Source organism: Bartonella sp. MF74HXZ (assembly GCF_042194445.1).
In the GTDB taxonomy this organism is placed as follows: Bacteria; Pseudomonadota; Alphaproteobacteria; order Rhizobiales; family Rhizobiaceae; genus Bartonella; species Bartonella grahamii.
The window spans coordinates 74,409-93,033 of sequence record NZ_JBHIMW010000003.1 but is presented as its reverse complement, the minus strand read 5'-3'; the positions used below and the strand labels follow the sequence as shown (position 1 = coordinate 93,033).

At 36.4% G+C, this 18,625-nt stretch carries 19 protein-coding genes and 1 pseudogene; 11 read left to right on the top strand and 9 right to left on the bottom strand.

Going from position 1 to position 18,625, the window contains the following annotated elements; all coding sequences use genetic code 11:
- Window positions 1–62: 62 nt before the first annotated feature.
- Entirely contained in the window at window positions 63–1,682 is a 1,620-nt protein-coding gene (locus tag ACFIJ8_RS03190) for an acyl-CoA dehydrogenase family protein (RefSeq protein ID WP_375638992.1), read from the top strand.
- On the opposite strand, the gene ruvX is transcribed toward ACFIJ8_RS03190, so the two are convergent.
- Entirely contained in the window at window positions 1,667–2,146 is a 480-nt protein-coding gene (ruvX, locus tag ACFIJ8_RS03185; protein ID WP_273787945.1) for a Holliday junction resolvase RuvX, read from the bottom strand. The genes ACFIJ8_RS03190 and ruvX overlap by 16 nt on opposite strands.
- Before the next feature lie 138 nt (window positions 2,147–2,284).
- Here ruvX and gatC point away from each other — a divergent pair, with 138 nt between their 5' ends.
- Window positions 2,285–2,572 carry an Asp-tRNA(Asn)/Glu-tRNA(Gln) amidotransferase subunit GatC gene (gene gatC, locus ACFIJ8_RS03180; RefSeq protein ID WP_015856421.1) on the top strand — a complete coding sequence of 96 codons (288 nt, stop codon included), beginning with the start codon at window positions 2,285–2,287 and terminating at the stop codon, window positions 2,570–2,572.
- A 31-nt stretch (window positions 2,573–2,603) separates the two neighbouring features.
- Window positions 2,604–4,088 carry an Asp-tRNA(Asn)/Glu-tRNA(Gln) amidotransferase subunit GatA gene (gatA, locus tag ACFIJ8_RS03175; protein WP_375638991.1) on the top strand — a complete coding sequence of 495 codons (1,485 nt, stop codon included), beginning with the start codon at window positions 2,604–2,606 and terminating at the stop codon, window positions 4,086–4,088.
- 95 nt (window positions 4,089–4,183) lie between these two features.
- On the opposite strand, the gene ACFIJ8_RS03170 is transcribed toward gatA, so the two are convergent.
- From ACFIJ8_RS03170 to ACFIJ8_RS03150, 5 genes are all read right to left on the bottom strand, one after another.
- Window positions 4,184–4,894, bottom strand: a complete 711-nt coding sequence (locus ACFIJ8_RS03170) for an ABC transporter ATP-binding protein (RefSeq protein ID WP_015856419.1) — start codon at window positions 4,892–4,894, stop codon at window positions 4,184–4,186.
- Window positions 4,881–5,663, bottom strand: a complete 783-nt coding sequence (locus tag ACFIJ8_RS03165; RefSeq protein WP_015856418.1) for an ABC transporter ATP-binding protein — start codon at window positions 5,661–5,663, stop codon at window positions 4,881–4,883. Before ACFIJ8_RS03165 ends, ACFIJ8_RS03170 begins: the two co-directional genes overlap by 14 nt.
- A complete protein-coding gene (locus ACFIJ8_RS03160) occupies window positions 5,660–6,718 on the bottom strand; it encodes a branched-chain amino acid ABC transporter permease (RefSeq protein WP_273787947.1) in 1,059 nt (352 codons plus the stop codon). The genes ACFIJ8_RS03165 and ACFIJ8_RS03160 overlap by 4 nt, the downstream gene beginning before the upstream one ends.
- Window positions 6,718–7,794 (bottom strand): branched-chain amino acid ABC transporter permease, encoded by a 1,077-nt coding sequence (locus tag ACFIJ8_RS03155; RefSeq protein ID WP_273787948.1) that lies wholly within the window; start codon window positions 7,792–7,794, stop codon window positions 6,718–6,720. Before ACFIJ8_RS03155 ends, ACFIJ8_RS03160 begins: the two co-directional genes overlap by 1 nt.
- A 114-nt stretch (window positions 7,795–7,908) precedes the next feature.
- A complete protein-coding gene (locus ACFIJ8_RS03150) occupies window positions 7,909–9,042 on the bottom strand; it encodes an ABC transporter substrate-binding protein (protein WP_015856415.1) in 1,134 nt (377 codons plus the stop codon).
- Window positions 9,043–9,366: 324 nt separating this feature from the next.
- On the opposite strand from ACFIJ8_RS03150, the gene ACFIJ8_RS03145 reads away from it, so the two are divergent.
- The 4 genes from ACFIJ8_RS03145 to ACFIJ8_RS03130 all read left to right on the top strand — a co-directional run bounded on the left by ACFIJ8_RS03145 (window position 9,367) and on the right by ACFIJ8_RS03130 (window position 12,307).
- A complete protein-coding gene (locus ACFIJ8_RS03145) occupies window positions 9,367–9,942 on the top strand; it encodes a cold-shock protein (protein WP_015856414.1) in 576 nt (191 codons plus the stop codon).
- Between the two features lie 253 nt (window positions 9,943–10,195).
- Window positions 10,196–10,708, top strand: a complete 513-nt coding sequence (locus tag ACFIJ8_RS03140; protein ID WP_375638990.1) for a DUF192 domain-containing protein — start codon at window positions 10,196–10,198, stop codon at window positions 10,706–10,708.
- Window positions 10,705–11,478, top strand: coding sequence for an alpha/beta fold hydrolase (locus ACFIJ8_RS03135; RefSeq protein WP_375636085.1), 774 nt, complete (start codon window positions 10,705–10,707; stop codon window positions 11,476–11,478). The genes ACFIJ8_RS03140 and ACFIJ8_RS03135 overlap by 4 nt, the downstream gene beginning before the upstream one ends.
- A gap of 616 nt (window positions 11,479–12,094) precedes the next feature.
- Window positions 12,095–12,307 carry a DUF3126 family protein gene (locus tag ACFIJ8_RS03130; RefSeq protein WP_375638989.1) on the top strand — a complete coding sequence of 71 codons (213 nt, stop codon included), beginning with the start codon at window positions 12,095–12,097 and terminating at the stop codon, window positions 12,305–12,307.
- A gap of 42 nt (window positions 12,308–12,349) precedes the next feature.
- Here ACFIJ8_RS03130 and radC read toward each other — a convergent pair whose 3' ends face one another.
- The 3 genes from radC to sfsA are packed head-to-tail and all read right to left on the bottom strand — an operon-like array spanning window position 12,350 to window position 14,701.
- Window positions 12,350–13,144, bottom strand: a complete 795-nt coding sequence (radC, locus tag ACFIJ8_RS03125) for a DNA repair protein RadC (protein WP_015856410.1) — start codon at window positions 13,142–13,144, stop codon at window positions 12,350–12,352.
- A 17-nt stretch (window positions 13,145–13,161) separates the two neighbouring features.
- Window positions 13,162–13,992, bottom strand: a complete 831-nt coding sequence (map, locus tag ACFIJ8_RS03120; RefSeq protein ID WP_015856409.1) for a type I methionyl aminopeptidase — start codon at window positions 13,990–13,992, stop codon at window positions 13,162–13,164.
- Entirely contained in the window at window positions 13,985–14,701 is a 717-nt protein-coding gene (gene sfsA, locus ACFIJ8_RS03115; RefSeq protein WP_015856408.1) for a DNA/RNA nuclease SfsA, read from the bottom strand. Before sfsA ends, map begins: the two co-directional genes overlap by 8 nt.
- Before the next feature lie 286 nt (window positions 14,702–14,987).
- On the opposite strand from sfsA, the pseudogene ACFIJ8_RS03110 reads away from it, so the two are divergent.
- From ACFIJ8_RS03110 to ttcA, 4 genes and pseudogenes are all read left to right on the top strand, one after another.
- Window positions 14,988–15,825: pseudogene (locus ACFIJ8_RS03110) on the top strand (RNA methyltransferase).
- Window positions 15,818–16,636: a glutamate racemase gene (gene murI / locus ACFIJ8_RS03105; protein ID WP_273787953.1), complete on the top strand. Its 819-nt coding sequence runs from the start codon at window positions 15,818–15,820 to the stop codon at window positions 16,634–16,636. The pseudogene ACFIJ8_RS03110 and the gene murI overlap by 8 nt, the downstream one beginning before the upstream one ends.
- A 179-nt stretch (window positions 16,637–16,815) precedes the next feature.
- The gene (gene rpsD, locus ACFIJ8_RS03100) at window positions 16,816–17,433 is read left to right on the top strand and encodes a 30S ribosomal protein S4 (protein ID WP_273722651.1); all 618 of its coding nucleotides are present in this window, start codon (window positions 16,816–16,818) and stop codon (window positions 17,431–17,433) included.
- 267 nt (window positions 17,434–17,700) lie between these two features.
- Window positions 17,701–18,576, top strand: coding sequence for a tRNA 2-thiocytidine(32) synthetase TtcA (gene ttcA / locus ACFIJ8_RS03095; RefSeq protein WP_375628391.1), 876 nt, complete (start codon window positions 17,701–17,703; stop codon window positions 18,574–18,576).
- Window positions 18,577–18,625 lie beyond the last annotated feature (49 nt).

Sequence of the window (18,625 nt, the reverse complement as noted above, 5' to 3'; positions counted from 1 at the left end):
TTCTTAACTCTAAAAAGACAAATAGTCTATGATATGAATGGTTTGAATGTAGGAATATACCTATGAGTGCTGTATCTGCGCAAAATAATCGTCGAAAAAATACATTTCTTAGCGATACGCTTATGTTTCGTATTGCCTCTACTTTGCCTAAGTTTTTGTTAGCAAGTTTTGAAGAAATAGGAGATTTTGCAGCGAGTCGAGAAGCATGGAAACTCTCTTGCTTGGCGAATCGTTATAAGCCTTTATTGTGTTATAATGATGAATGGGGGCAACCGACGGAAAAATTAGAGATTCATTCTTCCTATCAAGCTCTTCAACAATATTCTAGACAAGCTGGTTTGGTTACCTCACTTTGGGAAAATACGAGCTCAGAAAATGGAGTACGCTATCAAGCGCGTGCGATTCGTTTAGCTTTATCTGCTGGTTTAGAAACAGGACATTTGAATGAAGTTATCATAACGAGTGCAGCTATTGCTGTTTTAATTAGTGATATTGAGCTTTTCAAAAAATGGCAAAATGTACTTTTATCACGCCAATATGATTCCTCATCAAAGCCTATTCATCATAAAAAGGCTGCTTCTCTAACTTGTGCATTTGATGATATTGAAAAATACGCTTTTAATTTTCCAAGCGTTAAGAAGATTTCTTTCGATGAAAGTATGGAACGTGATCTATATCGTTTAAATGTTGTAAAAACCAATGTTATTAATCCTACTGCTGACGGATATCTTGTTAGTGCAGATTTAAATGGTCATTTAAGTTGTTTTTTTATTCCACGCATACAAGAAAATGGCGCATTAAATGGATTTATATCGATTCGTCATTTAATTCAGCGTTCTGGAGAACTTTTAACACCAGAGGGGGTTGTTGATTTCCAAGGCAGTTATGGTTGGCTTTTGGGAAATGCTGGAGAAGGGCTTAAAGTTATTAAAGATATCGAGACGATGATGCGTTTCGATCAATCAGTTATATCGGCAGGTGTTTTACGAGCAGCTCTTCAATTTGGCATAGACTTTTTCCGGAAAAAAATGCCCAATCAACCTTTACCACCACTGACAGAACGTATTTTTGCAGATATTGCATTAGATATAGCTGCTTCACAAGCATTGGTTTTGCGTTTAGCGAGAGCATTTGACAATGCAGCAAATGACCGTTCTGAAGCAGCTTTTGCCCGCATTATGACACCTATTATTGCTTATCACGTAAGTCAATTGGTTGTGCCTATTATTGGCGAAATTATTGCACAACTTGGTATTGAAAGTTTTATAGAGAATAATCCATTATCACAAATGTTGCATAATGGGCCTGCACGAATTGTGAGAAATAGTTCTGCTAATCAATTGGTAAAGGATGCCATTCTTATTGCTGAAAAAGCACCGGGACTGTTTCAGAAATTGTTAGAAAAAATTGCTCTTGATATTGGACCAGCGGGACCACGAGCAATTGAAATTATTAAGTCAGCAGGTGATATGGCATCAGCAAATGAAGGTGCAGGAAGGTTTTTTGTTGAACAGGTAGCCTATGCAGCAGCAGCAGCAGCATTACGTTCTACAGACATAGAACATGTTGCAAATGCCTATATGGAAAGCCGTCTTGGGGGACAATGGAGATCTTCCTACGGGATGCTCATTGCACGATATAATGCAGGGCATTTGCTCAATGTCCTCTATCCTTCCATATGATGAAAGTTTTGAATTCTATTGAGAGCACCTTGCAATATAAAAGCAGCGGCTGCCGAATCAATTCGGCTTGCTCTTTTAGCGCGCGATACATTCATTTCTAGAAGAGAACGCTCTGCAGCAATTGTTGACAAACGTTCGTCCCAAAAAACAAATGGAATTTTTGTATAAGCTTTCATATTGCTCACAAAAGCTCTGGTTGCTTGAACACGAGAACCGCTGCTCCCATTCATGTTAAGGGGTAAGCCAATGATAATAACGCCTACATTTTCACGGTCAAAAATTTTAACAAGTGTGTAAGCATCTTCTGTAAATTTTTTTCGCTGTAGTACAGGACGCGGATTTGAGACAGTCAGCCCCATATCAGAAATCGCAATTCCGATAGTTTTTGTCCCTAAATCTAAGCCTGCTATTGTTTGTCCAGGCAAAAGATGTGTCATAACTTCGTTTATATTAATAACGGTCATAAGGGTATAATGCGTTTTTTAATGTTTCAGATCTAATGGTTATATTCTTCATTCATGTTATCTAATATTCTTGCGCTTGCAAGCTCAGCCTTGTATAGCCAGAATAAAGATTAATAAAAACAGAAAGGCGTAAATAGTATGTCTGTTGATCAAGAGACCGTCAAGCGGGTCGCACATTTAGCGCGGATTGCTATCCACGATGATGAGATAGAACCTGTGACAAAAAAATTCAATGCTATTTTAGGTTTTGTAGAGCAATTGAATGAAGTTGATGTCAGTGGAGTTGAGCCATTAACATCTGTGATGCCGATGACTCTACGAATGCGTGAAGATAGTGTTACAGATGGCGATAAAGCAGCAGATATTGTAGCCAATGCCCCTGTTACAGAAGAAAATTTTTTTCTTGTCTCAAAAATTGTTGAGTAACTTTTTATATTTTTGAAATTTGAGAACCAATATGACCGATTTAACAACCCTCACAATTGCGCAAGCTCGTGATTCTCTAACAAAGAAAAATCTCAAAGCAACAGAATTAACGGAAGCTTATTTACAAGCAATAGAATCAGCTAATCCAATTTTGAATGCTTATGTAACAATAACAGCAGAACAGGCAATGAAAATGGCTGCTGAATCAGATAGTCGCTTAGCGAGAGGGCAGGGAGGGCTTTTAGAAGGAATTCCTTTGGGGATTAAAGATCTTTTTGCAACCTATGGTGTTCATACTCAAGCCTGTTCACATATCCTTGATGGTTTTAAACCGCATTATGAATCAACTGTCACGGCTAATTTATGGAAAGACGGTGCTGTAATGTTAGGAAAACTTAATATGGATGAGTTTGCTATGGGCTCATCCAATGAAACATCATATTATGGTCCCGTTATTAATCCGTGGAGAAAAAAAGACTCGAATGAAAAACTCGTACCCGGTGGTTCTTCGGGAGGATCTGCTGCCGCTGTTGCTGCACAAATTTGTGCCGGTGCAACTGCAACCGATACAGGTGGCTCAATACGTCAACCAGCAGCTTTTACTGGAACTGTAGGAATAAAGCCAACTTATGGACGTTGTTCACGGTGGGGCGTTGTTGCATTTGCTTCATCCCTTGATCAAGCTGGACCTGTTGCCAGAGATGTTCGTGATTGTGCTATCTTACTAAGATCAATGGCCTCTTTTGATGAAAAAGATTCTACTTCCGTGAATTTACCAGTTCCTGATTATGAAAGTTATCTTGGTCAATCAATTAAAGGAATGAAAATTGGTATTCCAAGAGAATATCATATGGATGGAATGTCTCCAGAAATTATTGAGCTTTGGCAAAAAGGCATAAGTTGGTTAAAGGAAGCAGGAACTGAGATTAAGAACATTTCTTTGCCCCATACAAAATATGCTTTACCTTCTTATTATATTATAGCTCCTGCAGAAGCCTCTTCTAATTTAGCACGTTATGATGGTGTGCGTTTTGGTCTACGCGTGCCTGGAAAAGACATCATTGAGATGTATGAAAACACGCGCTCTGTTGGTTTTGGTGATGAAGTCAAGCGACGTATTTTGGTTGGGACTTATGTTCTTTCATCTGGTTATTATGATGCCTGTTATCTAAGAGCTCAAAAAGTAAGAACACTCGTAAAACGTGATTTTGATCAATGTTTTGCTTCAGGCATTGATGCTATTCTAACACCAGCAACACTAACACCTGCCTTTGGTATTGCTGATGAAAAAATAAAAAATGATGCTGTAGCAATGTATCTTAATGACATTTTTACGGTACCCGTTAATATGGCTGGTTTACCAGGAATCTCTGTTCCTGCAGGTCTGTCATCAAATGGTTTGCCTCTAGGATTGCAATTGATTGGTAAACCTTTTGCTGAGGAAGTCATTTTTCAGATAGCGCACATTATTGAAAAAGAAGCAGGGATATTCAGTGCAGAAAAATGGTGGATGTAATAATCAAACTTCATAAAGGAGCATTTCTCATTGAGGATGAGAAATGCTTTTTTAAAAGGTGGAGGGATGAACTCTATTTCCTCAATTCGTAGTCTTTATCCACCAAGATAGGCTTCTTTAACACGCGAATCAGAGAGCATAGTTTTACCTTCACCGTGAAATAAAATATGTCCTACCTCTAAAATATAAGCATAGTCAGCTATAGAAAGCGCAGCAAATGCATTTTGTTCAATAAGAAGAACAGTTTTTCCCATCTCATTAATTTTTCTAATAATCGAAAAAATTTCTCGAACGAGAAGCGGTGCCAACCCCAACGATGGTTCATCTAATATGACCATATCAGGATTGCTCATGAGTGCACGACCCACAGCAACCATCTGTTGTTCACCACCTGACATTGTTCCTCCTAACTGTTTTGCTCTTTCACGTAGACGCGGAAAAAGATCAAATATCCATTCAATATCACGGGAAATTCCCTGCTTATCATGACGAATATAAGCGCCTAGATGAAGATTCTCTAAAACAGTGAGATGGGGCATGATACGGCGTCCTTCAGGACTTAGAGCAATACCTAATCGCAAAATCTCTTCTGGTGATTTTTTAATAATAGATTTGCCATTATAGGTAATTTTTCCATAAACAGAGCGATTAAGTCCTGTAATAGAACGTACAATACTGCTTTTTCCTGCACCATTAGCTCCAATTAAAGTGACAATACTTCCCTTTTTTATGGACATAGAAAGATTTTGGACAGCTTTAATGGCGCCATAATGAACGTAAAGATTTTTTATTTTAAGAATATCCATAAACATCTCCGCCAAGATAAGCTTCAATAACTTTAGGGTTATTACGAATTTCATCTGGTGTACCATTGGCAATGCAACAGCCATATTCCATAACCAAAATATGTTGGCAAAGTCCCATAACCACTTTCATATCGTGCTCAATAAGAAGAATTGTAAGATCAAAGTCTTTTTGCACTTTTGCTATGAATTTTCTAAGATCTTCACTTTCTTGTGGATTCATGCCAGCAACAGGTTCATCAAGAAGAAGCAATTTGGGCTTTGTGGCTAACGCGCGTGCAATTTCTAGACGTCGTTGCACACCATAAGGTAAAGCTGTTGCCGATTGATTGGCAAGGTGATCAAGCTGTAGCTGCTCAAGGAGCTCCAAGGAATTTTTATAAACTTCCTTCTTTTCTTTCATTGCTTTTGAAAAAAATAGAGCTGAAGAAAACCAAGGATATTTTTGTCGAACATGCGCTCCTACCATAACATTCTGCAAAACCGTTAACCCTGAGAAAAGACGAATATTTTGAAATGTTCTGGCAATATGGCGTCTACAGATAATATAAGGAGGCGCTCCAGAAATTTTTTGCTCATCAAAAAGAATGACGCCGCTTGTAGGAGCATAAAATCCAGAAATCATATTGAAAACTGTTGTTTTTCCAGCGCCATTGGGACCAATTAATCCAGTAATACTTCCTCGTTTAATTGCCATATTAATATTATTTACAGCAACTAATCCGCCAAAACGCATTACAATATTATTGAGTGAAAGGATGGTGTCGTTCATAGCTTTCCCTCAGTATTAGAAAGCTTTTTGCGTGTCAAAAAGCTATAAATTCCATTCCATGAGAATTCTCGTTGTCCCATCAACCCTTTTCTCCAAAACAAGATAATTACCAGCAATAAAAGAGAAAAAACAACCATACGAAGCCCTGGTGTTTCTGGAATATGTATGAAACCTAAGTCAAATGGACTTTCAATAATACGAAGCCATTCAAGCATAACTGTAATAATAATGCTGCCAATAATGCTTCCTGTAATTGAGCCGAGACCACCAGCAACTACAATCATCAAAATATTAAAAGTTAGAAGAAAATTAAACATTTTTGGATCAATGGTTGAAATAAGAGCAGCCATTAATGCTCCACCTATACCTGCAAAAAACGCTCCAACAGTAAAAGAAAAACTACGGTAGAAAAAAGCGTTAATTCCCATAGTTTTCGCAGCAATTTCATCATCACGAATGGCACGTAATACGTTACCAGTATTGCTTTGCAGTAAAAGGACAATAAAGAGAACAGTAAATGCTAACCAACCATAGTTCCACCATAATGTTGCATTTTGAGGTATTCCCTTGATACCTAAAGAGCCATTTGTAAGCGATGTTGCGTTCGTAATGACAATGCGAATAATTTCTGCAAAACCCAATGTTGCAATTCCAAGATAATCACCACCAAGACGTAATATTGGCAAAGCAATCAATAAACCTACAACTGCAGCACATATACCACTTATAACAACAGCGACAAAAAAAGGTAATTGCAGATGATACAATGGTTCAGCGATAGGCTCCAGAATCCACATCATTTCTTTTTGTTCAGGGGAAAGAAGTAAAATTGCGCAAACATAAGCACCAATAGCCATAAATCCAGCATGTCCAAGAGAAAACATACCTGTGAAACCGTAAATCAAATTAAGCGAAATTGCTAATATCGCATTAATAGCAATCAGATTTATGATACGAAGCGTATAGTCATTAAAATGGCTATCAGCATAAAATAAAAAACCTATGAGAACTAAAACACTTATACAAGATAAAACAGTTGTCACTGACTTTGCCATTAGATTTTCTCCTGACTTTTTTTACCCATTAATCCTGTGGGCAATATCAATAAAATCAGAATCAATAAAATGAAAGCGAAGGCATCTCGATATCCAGATAGCGCGGGGAAAAATGCGATAATCATAATTTCAATAAACCCTAATAACAATCCTCCCAACATTGCTCCTGGTATCGAACCAATACCTCCGATAACAGCAGCGATAAATGCTTTGAGACCAGGAAGAACGCCCATATAAGGCTGAATTTGAGGATAACGTAAAGACCACATAATACCTGCTATAGCGGCAAGAGCTGAGCCTATTCCAAATGTAAATGCAATAACTTTATTGACAGACACACCCATCAAACGCGTCGTTTCAATATCATGGGAGATTGCACGCATAGCAAGACCCGGTTTTGTTTTATGGATAATCCATAACAGTAAAACAATAAGAATCAATGACACAACGGGAACGATCAGAGACATGGGAGCAATTCTAATGATACCATCTGCTCCTGATCCTAAATGCCATAAAAATGGTGTTACAAGAAAATCTGGTTGTTTTACACCTTTCGGGACACCACTAAAGAGTACAGTAGAAAGATTTTCAATAAAAAAAGAAACACCAATTGCACCGATAAGTGCCGAGATACGCGGAGCATGGCGCAGAGGTTTATAGGCAAGTTGATCAACAATAATACCCACTGCACTTGTAATAAAAATGGAAAAACAAAGAGCTAAAACCCAAATTGGGGTGAAATCTTGTGGAGAAATTTTAAAATAATAAACAAAACCTAACGCAAGGATTAAAAAAACAGCAATCCAATAAATTGAAGGGCGCCTTTTAAACCCTATAAAGACCGAATAATAAATAAGAGCCGCCAGAAACAAAAGAAGAAGTGCTGCCCAAGCAGGCATAAAGCTAATTGTGGAAAAGAAAACAAAATATGCTCCCAGCATGAAGATATCGCCGTGAGCAAAATTAATGAGTCTCAGTATACCGTAGACCATGGTGTAACCAATAGCGATAAGCCCATAAAGAGATCCCAATGCCAGTGCATTAAAAAAATACTGGATGAACATTTCAGTGCTCATCTCTCATCCTTCCACATTTGTTAATTTACATAGGATAACAAGAAATTTCTAAGTTTTTGGTTGAGAAAAAGATCCTCAACCAATTCTTGCATTTTAATAAGTAAAACTTTTTAATTAAAAAGCAGGCTTAACCTCTTCTAAATAAACACGTTTTCCATCCTGTATTTTAATGATACCAATAGGAATCTTAGGGTTATGATTTTCATCCATTGACATATCACCGAAGGGGGTTTGAAAATCTTTTAATTTGCTAAGAGCGATAGTAATTTTTTCACGATCAGCGCTACCAGCATTTTCAATAGCCTTCATGAACATCATATAACTCGTATATCCCAAAACAGAATTGATATTCGGCTCTTTGTCAGGATATTCTTTTTTCCATTCTGCTGTGAATTCTTGCGCAGCTACTGACATATTTGGCATATCCTCACTATAGGGAAGTGTCGTATGTAAGAAACCTTCTGAAGCTTTTCCTGCAATCGCAATGGTTTCTGGATTATCCATAGCATCTCCACCCATAATTTGAAACTTTGCTCCTAATTCTCGTGCTTGTTTCATAATGATAGCACCCTCAGAAAAGTAAGATGGAATGAATAAGATGTCAGGTTTTTGCGCGATAATTTGCGTAAGAACAGCTGAAAAATCCTGATCTCCGGAATTATAGTTTAAATTTGAGACAACTTCACCACCTAATTTTTTGAAAGCACGCATAAAGTAGCTTGCAAGACCAATGGCATAATCGTTTGAAATATCTTTGAGGATAGCTGCTTTTTTTGCGTGTAAAGTTTGACTTATATAAGTCGCGATTCCCACCCCTTGATAGGAATCAATAAAACAAGCGCGGAAATAATATTTTTTACCCTGTGTAACAAGAGGACTCGTTGAGGAAGTGGCAATGGTTGGAGTCTTTGCTTTTTCAGATATTTCACCACCTGCCAACGAAAGTGAGGAACCATAGCTACCAATGATTCCACTTACTTTTTCACTTGCTGTTAAACGCATAACAGCATTAGCCGCTTCTACTTTATCAGACTTATTATCAATAATAACAAGTTCCACTTTACGTCCTAAAATTTCTGGAATTTTTTTATGGGCTAATTCTATACCTCTAATTTCAAGCTGACCTCCAAATGCATTTTGACCACTTAATGGAAGATAAACACCAATTTTGATAGGTTCACTTGCATAAACATTTGCTGTAAATGCCATGAATGCTGTGATTGTCGTAAGGATTTTTTTCAATTGCATTGCGCATTTTCCTTAATTGAATTGTTGTTTTTTCACCTTATATTGAACTTCTTCATCATGCAAGTTACACATTTATGAAAATATCATTATGTAAAAAAACCTTTCATATAACCTCTTTTGTAGGGCACTCCTTGTAAGATATGTAAAGCTTACAATCAAATAGTTTTATAAATATTCATGTTGATATTCTCTGACATTAACATAGAAGATACGACAATATGGGGAAATCTTATCTTGGGGCTTGCGTGTTGATACAAGAGCAATGTTTACTTAAACCTAGAGAATCAATATCGTACAATTTATAAGCTACAGGATCACGTTATTATGACGAGTAAGGATGCATTAAAAGATTGTCCCCTATCTGAAGATAGTATAGGTGCTTGTGGGGAGATTATCGAAATCAGTGGTGTCATTAAGTGGTTTGATGGTAGTAAGGGGTATGGATTTATTGTACCTGATTTACCTCATTTCCCCGATATATTATTGCATGTTACGGTAATGCGAAGGGATGGTTTTCAAACAGCTTTGGAGGGAGCAAAAGTTATTTGTGCTGTGGAAAAAACTGAAAGAGGATTAAAGTGCGTTCAGGTGAAATCCATAGACTGTTCTTCAGCAATTCATCCATCAGAAGTTCCAGCCCGTACCCATGTTGTTGTTACTCCAGAAAGTGGACTAGAACGTGCAATTGTTAAATGGTTTAATCGTGATAAAGGATACGGTTTTCTTAGCCGTGGCCAAGGAACAGAAGATATTTTTATTCATATGGAAACGTTGCGCCGTTTTGGTTTAGCAGAGCTTCGTTCCGGCCAAGTTGTTCTTGTACGTTTTGGTAAAGGAGAAAAAGGTTTAATGACAGCAGAGATTTATCCGGATATAGGCATTCCTTTAGCTACGCATTAAATTTCACGAATAAAAACAGTATGTCTTCTGTGTTTTTAAAGGTGGTTATTTCGTAAATTTCTATAGAGGTAGGTTTTTAAAGAAAATATGGCTCTAGTAAATCCATAAACCAAATGGGGAAAGTTGCGCGTATTACGTTGAAAGAAACTAGAAAACAACAAGGGAGCAACCCTCTTATTTTTTTTGACTTTTAAACTCTGGTACTTTTTATTTTAGAAACAAAATTTAAAATTTTTCTGTAGTGGAGACAAGAATGTTAAAGCCTTTTAAAAAGGGGCATATTGTTTTACTGGTAATGCTTTTTATGTTAGAAATGCGTGTTGTTGTAGCAAAAAAGCCCATAGAGATTCCTGTTCATCCGATTCCTTTAGAAATACATACAAAGCAAGGTACGGTTTATTATAAGGTAGAGATTGCTTTTACGCCGTCTCAAGCAGCAGCTGGTTTAATGTATCGGACTGATTTTCCGCGCGATCGTGCAATGCTCTTTAAGCAGCTAAAAAGTTCTCAATCGGGAGATGAACAGAAAATTTTTATGTGGATGGCAAATACGCCTTTACCTTTAGATATGATTTTCTTAAACTCTGAGGGAATTATTGTATCGATTATTGAAAACACTTCTCCATTTTCGACAAATACCATTTCATCGGAAGTTCCTGCAGCTTTTGCACTTGAGATTAATGCTGGTGAAGTTTCTGAAAAAAAGATACAAAAAGGGCAACGTGTTATTCATCCTGTACTTTGTGGAAAGTGCAATAAAAAATGACCGCTGAAGATATTCGTTTTTTTGAATATAATGGTTTGCGATTTGCTTATCGAGAAGAAGGGCAGGGCGCGCCTGTTTTGTTGATCCATGGTTTTGGATCTTCTGCACGAGTGAATTGGTATGCAACGGGTTGGTTTCGCATTCTCACTGAAGCAGGATATCGTGTTATTGCTCTTGATAATCGCGGTCACGGAGATTCAGTTAAAAGTTATGATCCTGTCTTTTATACACCTCAAGCTATGGCTGGCGACGCAATAAAGTTACTACAGCATTTAGAGATATCTAAAGCCCATGTTATGGGATATTCTATGGGGGCTCGTATTAGTGCTTTCATGGCTCTTTTGCATCCAACATATGTACACAGTGTCATTTTTGGTGGTTTAGGTATTGGTATGGTAACGGGAGCGGGAAATTGGGAGCCTGTTGCTGAGGCACTTTTAGCAGAAGATATTTCTACCATTACCAATACGCGCGGTTTAATGTTCCGTAAATTTGCAGATCAAACGAAAAGCGATAAACGTGCACTGGCTGCTTGTATCATTACATCAAAACAGGAGTTAACGGCGTCTGAAGTTTATAAAATTAAGCAACCTGCACTTGTTGCCGTTGGTTCATTAGATGAAATTGGCGGTGCTGCAGAGCCATTAGCAGCTTTATTGCCTTGTGGTGAAGCTTTATCAATTCCTGGTCGAGATCATATGCTTGCTGTAGGCGATAAAGTTTATAAAAAAGGTGTTATAGATTTTCTTTCTCGTTATCCTATAAGATAAGCATTCTTCATAGGCCTTAGTATTTATAAAAATACTCAGTATTTTTATCTCGTATAAATTGAAAAAAGCTTATTTAAAAATTTTTCTATTGTGACATAAGTTTTTATAAAAAATAGAAAGAAAAATAAACTTTTATTAGCTTATTTTTTATATTTTTTAGAGATGTAATTTTTCTAAGGCTAGATAATTATACTTTAAAATTTATTAAAAAGAATTATTTTTGAATGATGTAATAATATTTTTTGCTAAAAAATGTAGTTTTAAATAAAAAAAGTATTGTTATTTGTATTTTTTATAAAAGAAAAAAAATTATAAATTATTGATCAATTTTTCTTACGAATATGCATTCTAAATGCAGATGCTAAAATTGGAGATAAAGTAAAATTATTAAAAATATACAGTTTTTTGCCATTTTTTAATCTATACGGGTATATTTAATAATGATAGACTCCTTTTGTAAAAGCTCTTTATGAATGTATAAAGGACATTGTAGATGTATGTAATATTAAGTAAATATTCAGGTTAAGCTTTTTTACTGACTTTACAGAATCATGGGAGTGTCTTATTTGCGCGACACGCAATTATTTTAGTCGTTTCAAAAAAACAGGAGAGCATAGTGAATGCTGATGAAATAAAAAAACTTAATAATTATTTAAAAAATATATTCCAAAACTCAGCATTGCAAGTCAGAGCACGGCCTAAAAAGAGTGATTCTTGTGAGGTTTATATGGGAGATGAGTTTTTAGGCATTATCTATCGAGATGAAGATGAAGATGAGCTCTCCTATAATTTCTCAATGGCTATATTAGATATTGATTTAGAAAATTGATTCGTTATTCATAGTTAAATGAATCTTTTTATCCCATAAGATTTATATAAGTTTTAACGCTTTAAAGCTCGTATGGTTATTTCGTGCAATAATAAGATGGTCATGGATAATAATGCCTAATGCATTTGCTGCATCTTTTAATCTATATGTCATTGTTATATCTGCATCAGAGGGGGTGGAATCGCCAGAGGGGTGATTGTGGACTAAGATAAGTCCTGATGCAGATAACTCTAAAGCTCGAGAAATAACTTCACGAGGATAAACAGGTGTATGATCAATGGTTCCAGTTTGTTGCACCTCATCAGCAAGTAAGCCGTTTTTCTTATCAAGAAACAAAATACGAAATTGTTCACGTGTTTCGTGAGCCATAACAGCTTTACAATAAGCTAACACTTTATCCCATGATGAAAAGATATCGCGTTTAAACAATTGCGCACGAGCAAGACGTCCAGCAACATCTGAAATAATTTTTAAATCAATTGCAGTGGCAGGACCACATCCTGGAATTTCTTGAAGTCGGTGAATATCCGCTCCCAACACATCAGCTAATGAACCAAAACGTGCTATCAAATTTTTAGCTATGGGTTTTGTGTTTGCACGGGGTATTGTGCGAAAAAGCAATAATTCAAGATATTCATAATCTTCGATTGCATTTCCTTTTGACTTTAAATAACGCTTCCGAAGACGCTCACGGTGTCCTTGATAATGTTTATGGAGCTGTGCGTTTTTCTGAGGGGCTTCACTTTTTCTTTCTGATACTGGGGTGAGTGGAGAACTCGATGTTAATGCAAAGTGATCACTTTGAGTATTTTCCTTTTGATTTAATTTTTTAGCCATAACATCTCTACATTGCGTTAGGTATGCGAATTTGGAATATAAAAAATATTTTTAGGAGATTGTGTAAATATTTCATACCCTTCATTTGTGACACCAATTGTATGTTCATATTGTGCTGTCAGAGAGCGGTCACGGGTAACAGCAGTCCAACCGTCAGATAAAATCTTAACTTGTGGTTTACCAAGGTTAATCATAGGCTCAATTGTAAACATCATACCTTGTTTTAATTCTATTCCTTCTCCAGGATTTCCATAATGGAGGATATTGGGTGCATCATGAAAAAGCTGCCCAATACCATGTCCACAAAAATCTTTCACAATTGAGCATCGTTCAGATTCTGCATACTGTTGAATGGCTGCACCAATATCACCTGTGGTTGCTCCAGGCTTAACAACAGCGATTCCTTTCATAAGACTTTCATAGGTTATTTTTAGCAGGCGTTCTGCAGCACGCCTGATTTTCCCAACAGGATACATTCGGCTTGAATCTCCATGCCAACCATCAAGGATAAAGGTTACATCCACATTTACAATATCGCCTTCTTGCAAGGGTCTTTTATTGGGAATGCCATGACAGACAACGTGATTGATAGATGTACAGCATGAATGGCTGTATCCATGATAATTTAGATCAGCAGGAAGTGCTCCTCGCTTAGCACCAAAAATGAATACAAAATCATCAATTTCTTGCGTTGTAACGCCTGGCTTAATAATATCTGTAAGTGCATCAAGGCATTCTGCAGCAATGCGACCAACTTCACGCATTTTAGCAAAAGCATAATCATCGAAAATGCGAATCTTCCCATTAAATTTTAAAGGGCTTTTATTATATTCAATATACTCAGTCATTGTTTTTTCTGTTTTCTATTTTTACTCTCTGAATCGGAAAAATGCCTTCTACACTTACGTGACACTTTACAGCATAACATTCTACTCCTGATTTTAATGCTAAATCAAATTTACGTCCATAGAGTGGATCAAGATCATGACAGATTGTAAAAGCTGCGCAATCTTCTCGTTGAATAATATAAAGCATAGCAGCTCTTTTTCCTTGTTGTACAACTCCTATGAGCTCATCAAGGTGACGTGCTCCACGTTTTGTTTTACTATCAGGAAATTCTGCTAATCCTTTTTGACGAATAAAATGAACATTTTTGACTTCTAGGTAACAGTCAGGAAGAATGTCATCACGTAAAAGAAAGTCAATTCGTGATTGTGTTCCATAGCGTTGTTCTTTTAAAATTGTTTTATATCCACTTAATTCTGGTAGTAATCCGTTTTGAATTGCTTCTAATGCAAGTTTATTGGGTAAAGCAGTATTAATGCCAACCAAAGTATTATCGGCTTCAATAATTTCTAATTGATAGGCATATTTTCGTTTGATGTTATTATGATATGAAAGCCAGATATTGGAGTTGAAAGCTGTTAATCCAAGCATTGATCCTGTATTAGGTACAGACACGGTGAGGACATGCTGATCATCTTGTTGAACATCCGCAAGGAAACGTTTATAACGACGGATAAGCTTTGCAGGAAAAAGTTTGGGAATAAAGTGCATATCCCTTTTTTAGGATTTATGATTTCATAATTCAACTGAGATTATGATTTGTAGGGGCTATTCCCTATAAAAAAAAAGATAAAATTGATGTAAAAAACGCTACGATATCCTATATAAATTGTTATAAATTCCATCGTTCACTTTAATGGCTTTTAGAATTTATTATCTTTGAGTGAAAAGATAACATTGTCTATAATTTATTATTAAACAGCATTAGAGTACTGTGAAGAAGGTTTCGTAAAAAATAGTGGAGAGGGAGATAGTTAAGTGAAACTAGGTAAGATTGATGGCTGGAACGAATAAGAATCGTGAAAATTTAACAAATGGTCCCATTATTATTTTAGTTGAACCGCAGCTTCCTGAAAACATTGGTATGGTCGCAAGGGCAATGGCAAATTTTGGGCTTTCTAAGCTTCGGTTAGTCAAACCTCGAGAAATGTTTCCAAATGAAAAAGCTATAGCTGCTGCGAGTAAAGCTGATCATGTTATTAACAACACTGTGATTTTTAATACATTGCGTGATTCAATTGCAGATTTACACTATGTTTTTGCCACAACAGCACGTGAAAGATGTGGATTTAAAACTGTAAAAAGTGCTGTCGAAGCAGCAAGCGTATTACGTCAGCGTGAAAGTATCGGACATAAGACAGGTATTGTCTTTGGAAGAGAGAGATGGGGATTAGAAAATGATGAAATCAGCCTTGTTGATGAAATTATTACTTTTCCAGTTAATCCTGCTTTTGCGTCACTTAATATTGCGCAAGCAGTTCTTTTAATGTCTTACGAATGGATGAAAACAGGTCTAGAGAATGTCAGCGATACGGCATTTCGTGCCGCAGAGATGGAACCTGCAAATAAAACAATATTGCATGGTTTTTTATCTCAGTTAGAAGAGGCTTTGAATATCCGTGGGTATTTTAGACCCCCAGAACGCAAAGAAGTAATGCTTGCAAATTTGCGCTCTGTTTTTACGCGCGCTAACTTTAGTGAACCTGAGGTTCGTTTATTGCGAGGCATTATATCTTCTTTGGATCATTTTTCGCCACAATATCCACGGGGGAGTAGAGCACCTGAAGAGCGTGATCGTAAAAAAATTAAAAATAAGTGTGAAAACTAATGGATGAACGACCTGTTCTTTTTTTTGATAGCGGTATTGGTGGTTTAACAGTGTTCAGGGAGGCACGTATTCTTATCCCTGAAATGCAATTTATCTATGTTGCTGATGATGCAGGATTTCCTTATGGAAACTGGAAAGAAAATATTTTGAAAGAGCGTATTTTAAAGATTTTTACAAATCTTTTAACACGCTACAATCCAGCCTTATGTGTGATTGCTTGCAACACCGTTTCTACACTGATGATGGCAGATTTACGACAGAATTTTTCTCATGTCCCTTTTGTAGGAACGGTTCCTGCAATTAAATCAGCTGCTGAACAAACAAAATCTGGTTTTATTTCCGTATTAGCTACTCCTGGAACAGTGAAACGTGCCTATACAAATGAATTAATTAATTCTTTTGCCGGACAGTGTCATGTTCAGCTTGTGGGAAGTAAAAAGCTGGCTGGATTTGCTGAAGATTATTTACGGGGAAAATCTATCGATTCAGAAGAGTTAAGAAAAGAAATCCTACCATGTTTTGTGGAAAAAAATGGACAATATACTGATGTTATTGTTTTAGCCTGCACACATTATCCTTTTTTGATTAACTTCTTTCGTGAACATGCTTTATGGTCCGTTGAGTGGATTGATCCGGCGAAAGCGATTGCCAAACATATCAGATCATTATTACCACTGTCGGAAAAAGTACACGATCAATATATAAAGAAATATCAAGATTTTGCGTTATTAACATCGAAAAATATCACTTCTTTAACGGAGAATTTGTTTAAAGGATTTGGCTTAAAACTCATGAAAGGAGTTGACTTTGGGTTGTAAGACCAATAATGATGATCTAGCTATCTTTTCAAGAAAATAGCATTAATTGACGTGTCCCGTGGATAACTTTGCATATTGATATGTTAAGGTATTCTGTCAGTCTTTAGTATTTAAAGGCAGAGGAGGGCGCGTTTCCTTGGGGTCTTAAGATCTCGTGTTTTATTTTATAAGGAAATGCGATGAGTAAACGCGAAACAACAAAGTATAAAATTGACCGTCGTATGGGAGAAAATATTTGGGGTCGTCCGAAATCTCCTGTCAATCGTCGTGATTATGGTCCAGGTCAGCATGGACAGCGTCGTAAAGGAAAACTTTCTGACTATGGGGTGCAGTTGCGCGCTAAACAGAAATTGAAAGGGTTTTATGGAGATATTTCAGAAAAACAATTTCATAAAACCTATGAAGAGGCTGCTCGTCGACGGGGTGATACTGGTGAAAATCTTATCGGTCTGTTAGAATCACGTTTGGATGCTGTTGTTTATCGTGCAAAATTCGTGCCTACGATTTTCGCTTCTCGCCAATTTATCAATCACGGTCATGTTAATGTAAATGGTCGGCGCACAAATATTCAATCTTATCGTTGTAAACCTGGTGATGTTATTGAGGTTCGGGAAAAGTCAAAACAACTTGTTTTAGTTTTAGAATCAGTGCAATTGGCAGAACGTGATGTCCCTGATTATATTGAAGCAGATCATAAACAGATGAAAGCAACCTTTACACGTATTCCTGCTTTTGCAGATGTTCCTTATGCTGTGCAAATGGAACCTAATTTGGTTGTTGAGTTTTATTCTCGATAATTTTTCTGCAAGAGAAGTTATTTTTCTCTTCTATTATTATAACTTCAAGATATTGTGTTATTTTTACAATCTCTGAAGTTAATAAGTGCTTTTTGTAAATGGTTCTATATTAAGTTTATTGCTATGTTTTATAGTCATAGACTTATATAGTTCCATTTCTTTTTTGTGTATCTAATTTATAAATTCAAAAAACATAAATGTAAGCTTGCTTTAATATTTGTTTTTATCTTTGCAAAACGAGCTGTTTATTGTGCAGGATATGGTATTATGAATGATGTTTCAGTTGAATATCAGGCAATAGAAGAAAACGAAGGGAGAGATGATCCTTTAATAAGCGAAGCAGATAGTTGTCATCCAATGTTTCGTGTTGCTCCTTCAAGCGTAGAATTTAATAAATTGCGCAAACGACTTTTGCGTCATATGCGACAAGCTTTGGATGATTTTTCTATGCTCTCTACAGGAAAAAAATGGCTTGTTGCTTTATCGGGTGGAAAAGACTCTTATGGTTTATTAGCGCTTCTTTTAGACTTAAAGTGGCGAGGTCTTTTATCCGTTGAAATTCTTGCCTGTAATCTTGATCAAGGGCAACCTGGATTCCCTAAGCATATTCTTCCAGACTTTTTAAGTTCTTATAAAATTCCATATCGTATTGAATATCAGGATACTTATTCCATTGTTACAGATAAATTGGCAGAGTCGCAGACATATTGTTCACTTTGTTCTCGATTACGACGTGGTAATCTCTATCGTATTGCACGTGAAGAGGGATGTTCTGCATTAGTTTTAGGTCATCATCGTGATGATGTTTTAGAAACATTTTTTATGAATTTGTTTCACGGTGGCCGATTAGCTGCCATGCCTGGAAAGCTTAAAAATGATGAAGGAGATCTTTTTGTGTTACGTCCTCTTGTTTATGCAGCTGAGGAGGATATGGAAAAATTTTCTCAAGCAATGCAATTTCCGATTATTCCTTGTAATCTTTGCGGTAGTCAAGATGGTTTACAACGTAATGCAATGAAAGAAATGCTGAAAAATATCGAAAGGCAAATGCCAGGACGTAAAGATACGATGATTCGTGCTTTAACAAATGTACGCCCAAGTCATTTGCTTGATAAGAAATTCTTTGATTTTAAGACCTGTTAATAAAGATTAGATATTTAAAAAAATAAGTTCAAAGAGTTTAAGATAAGAT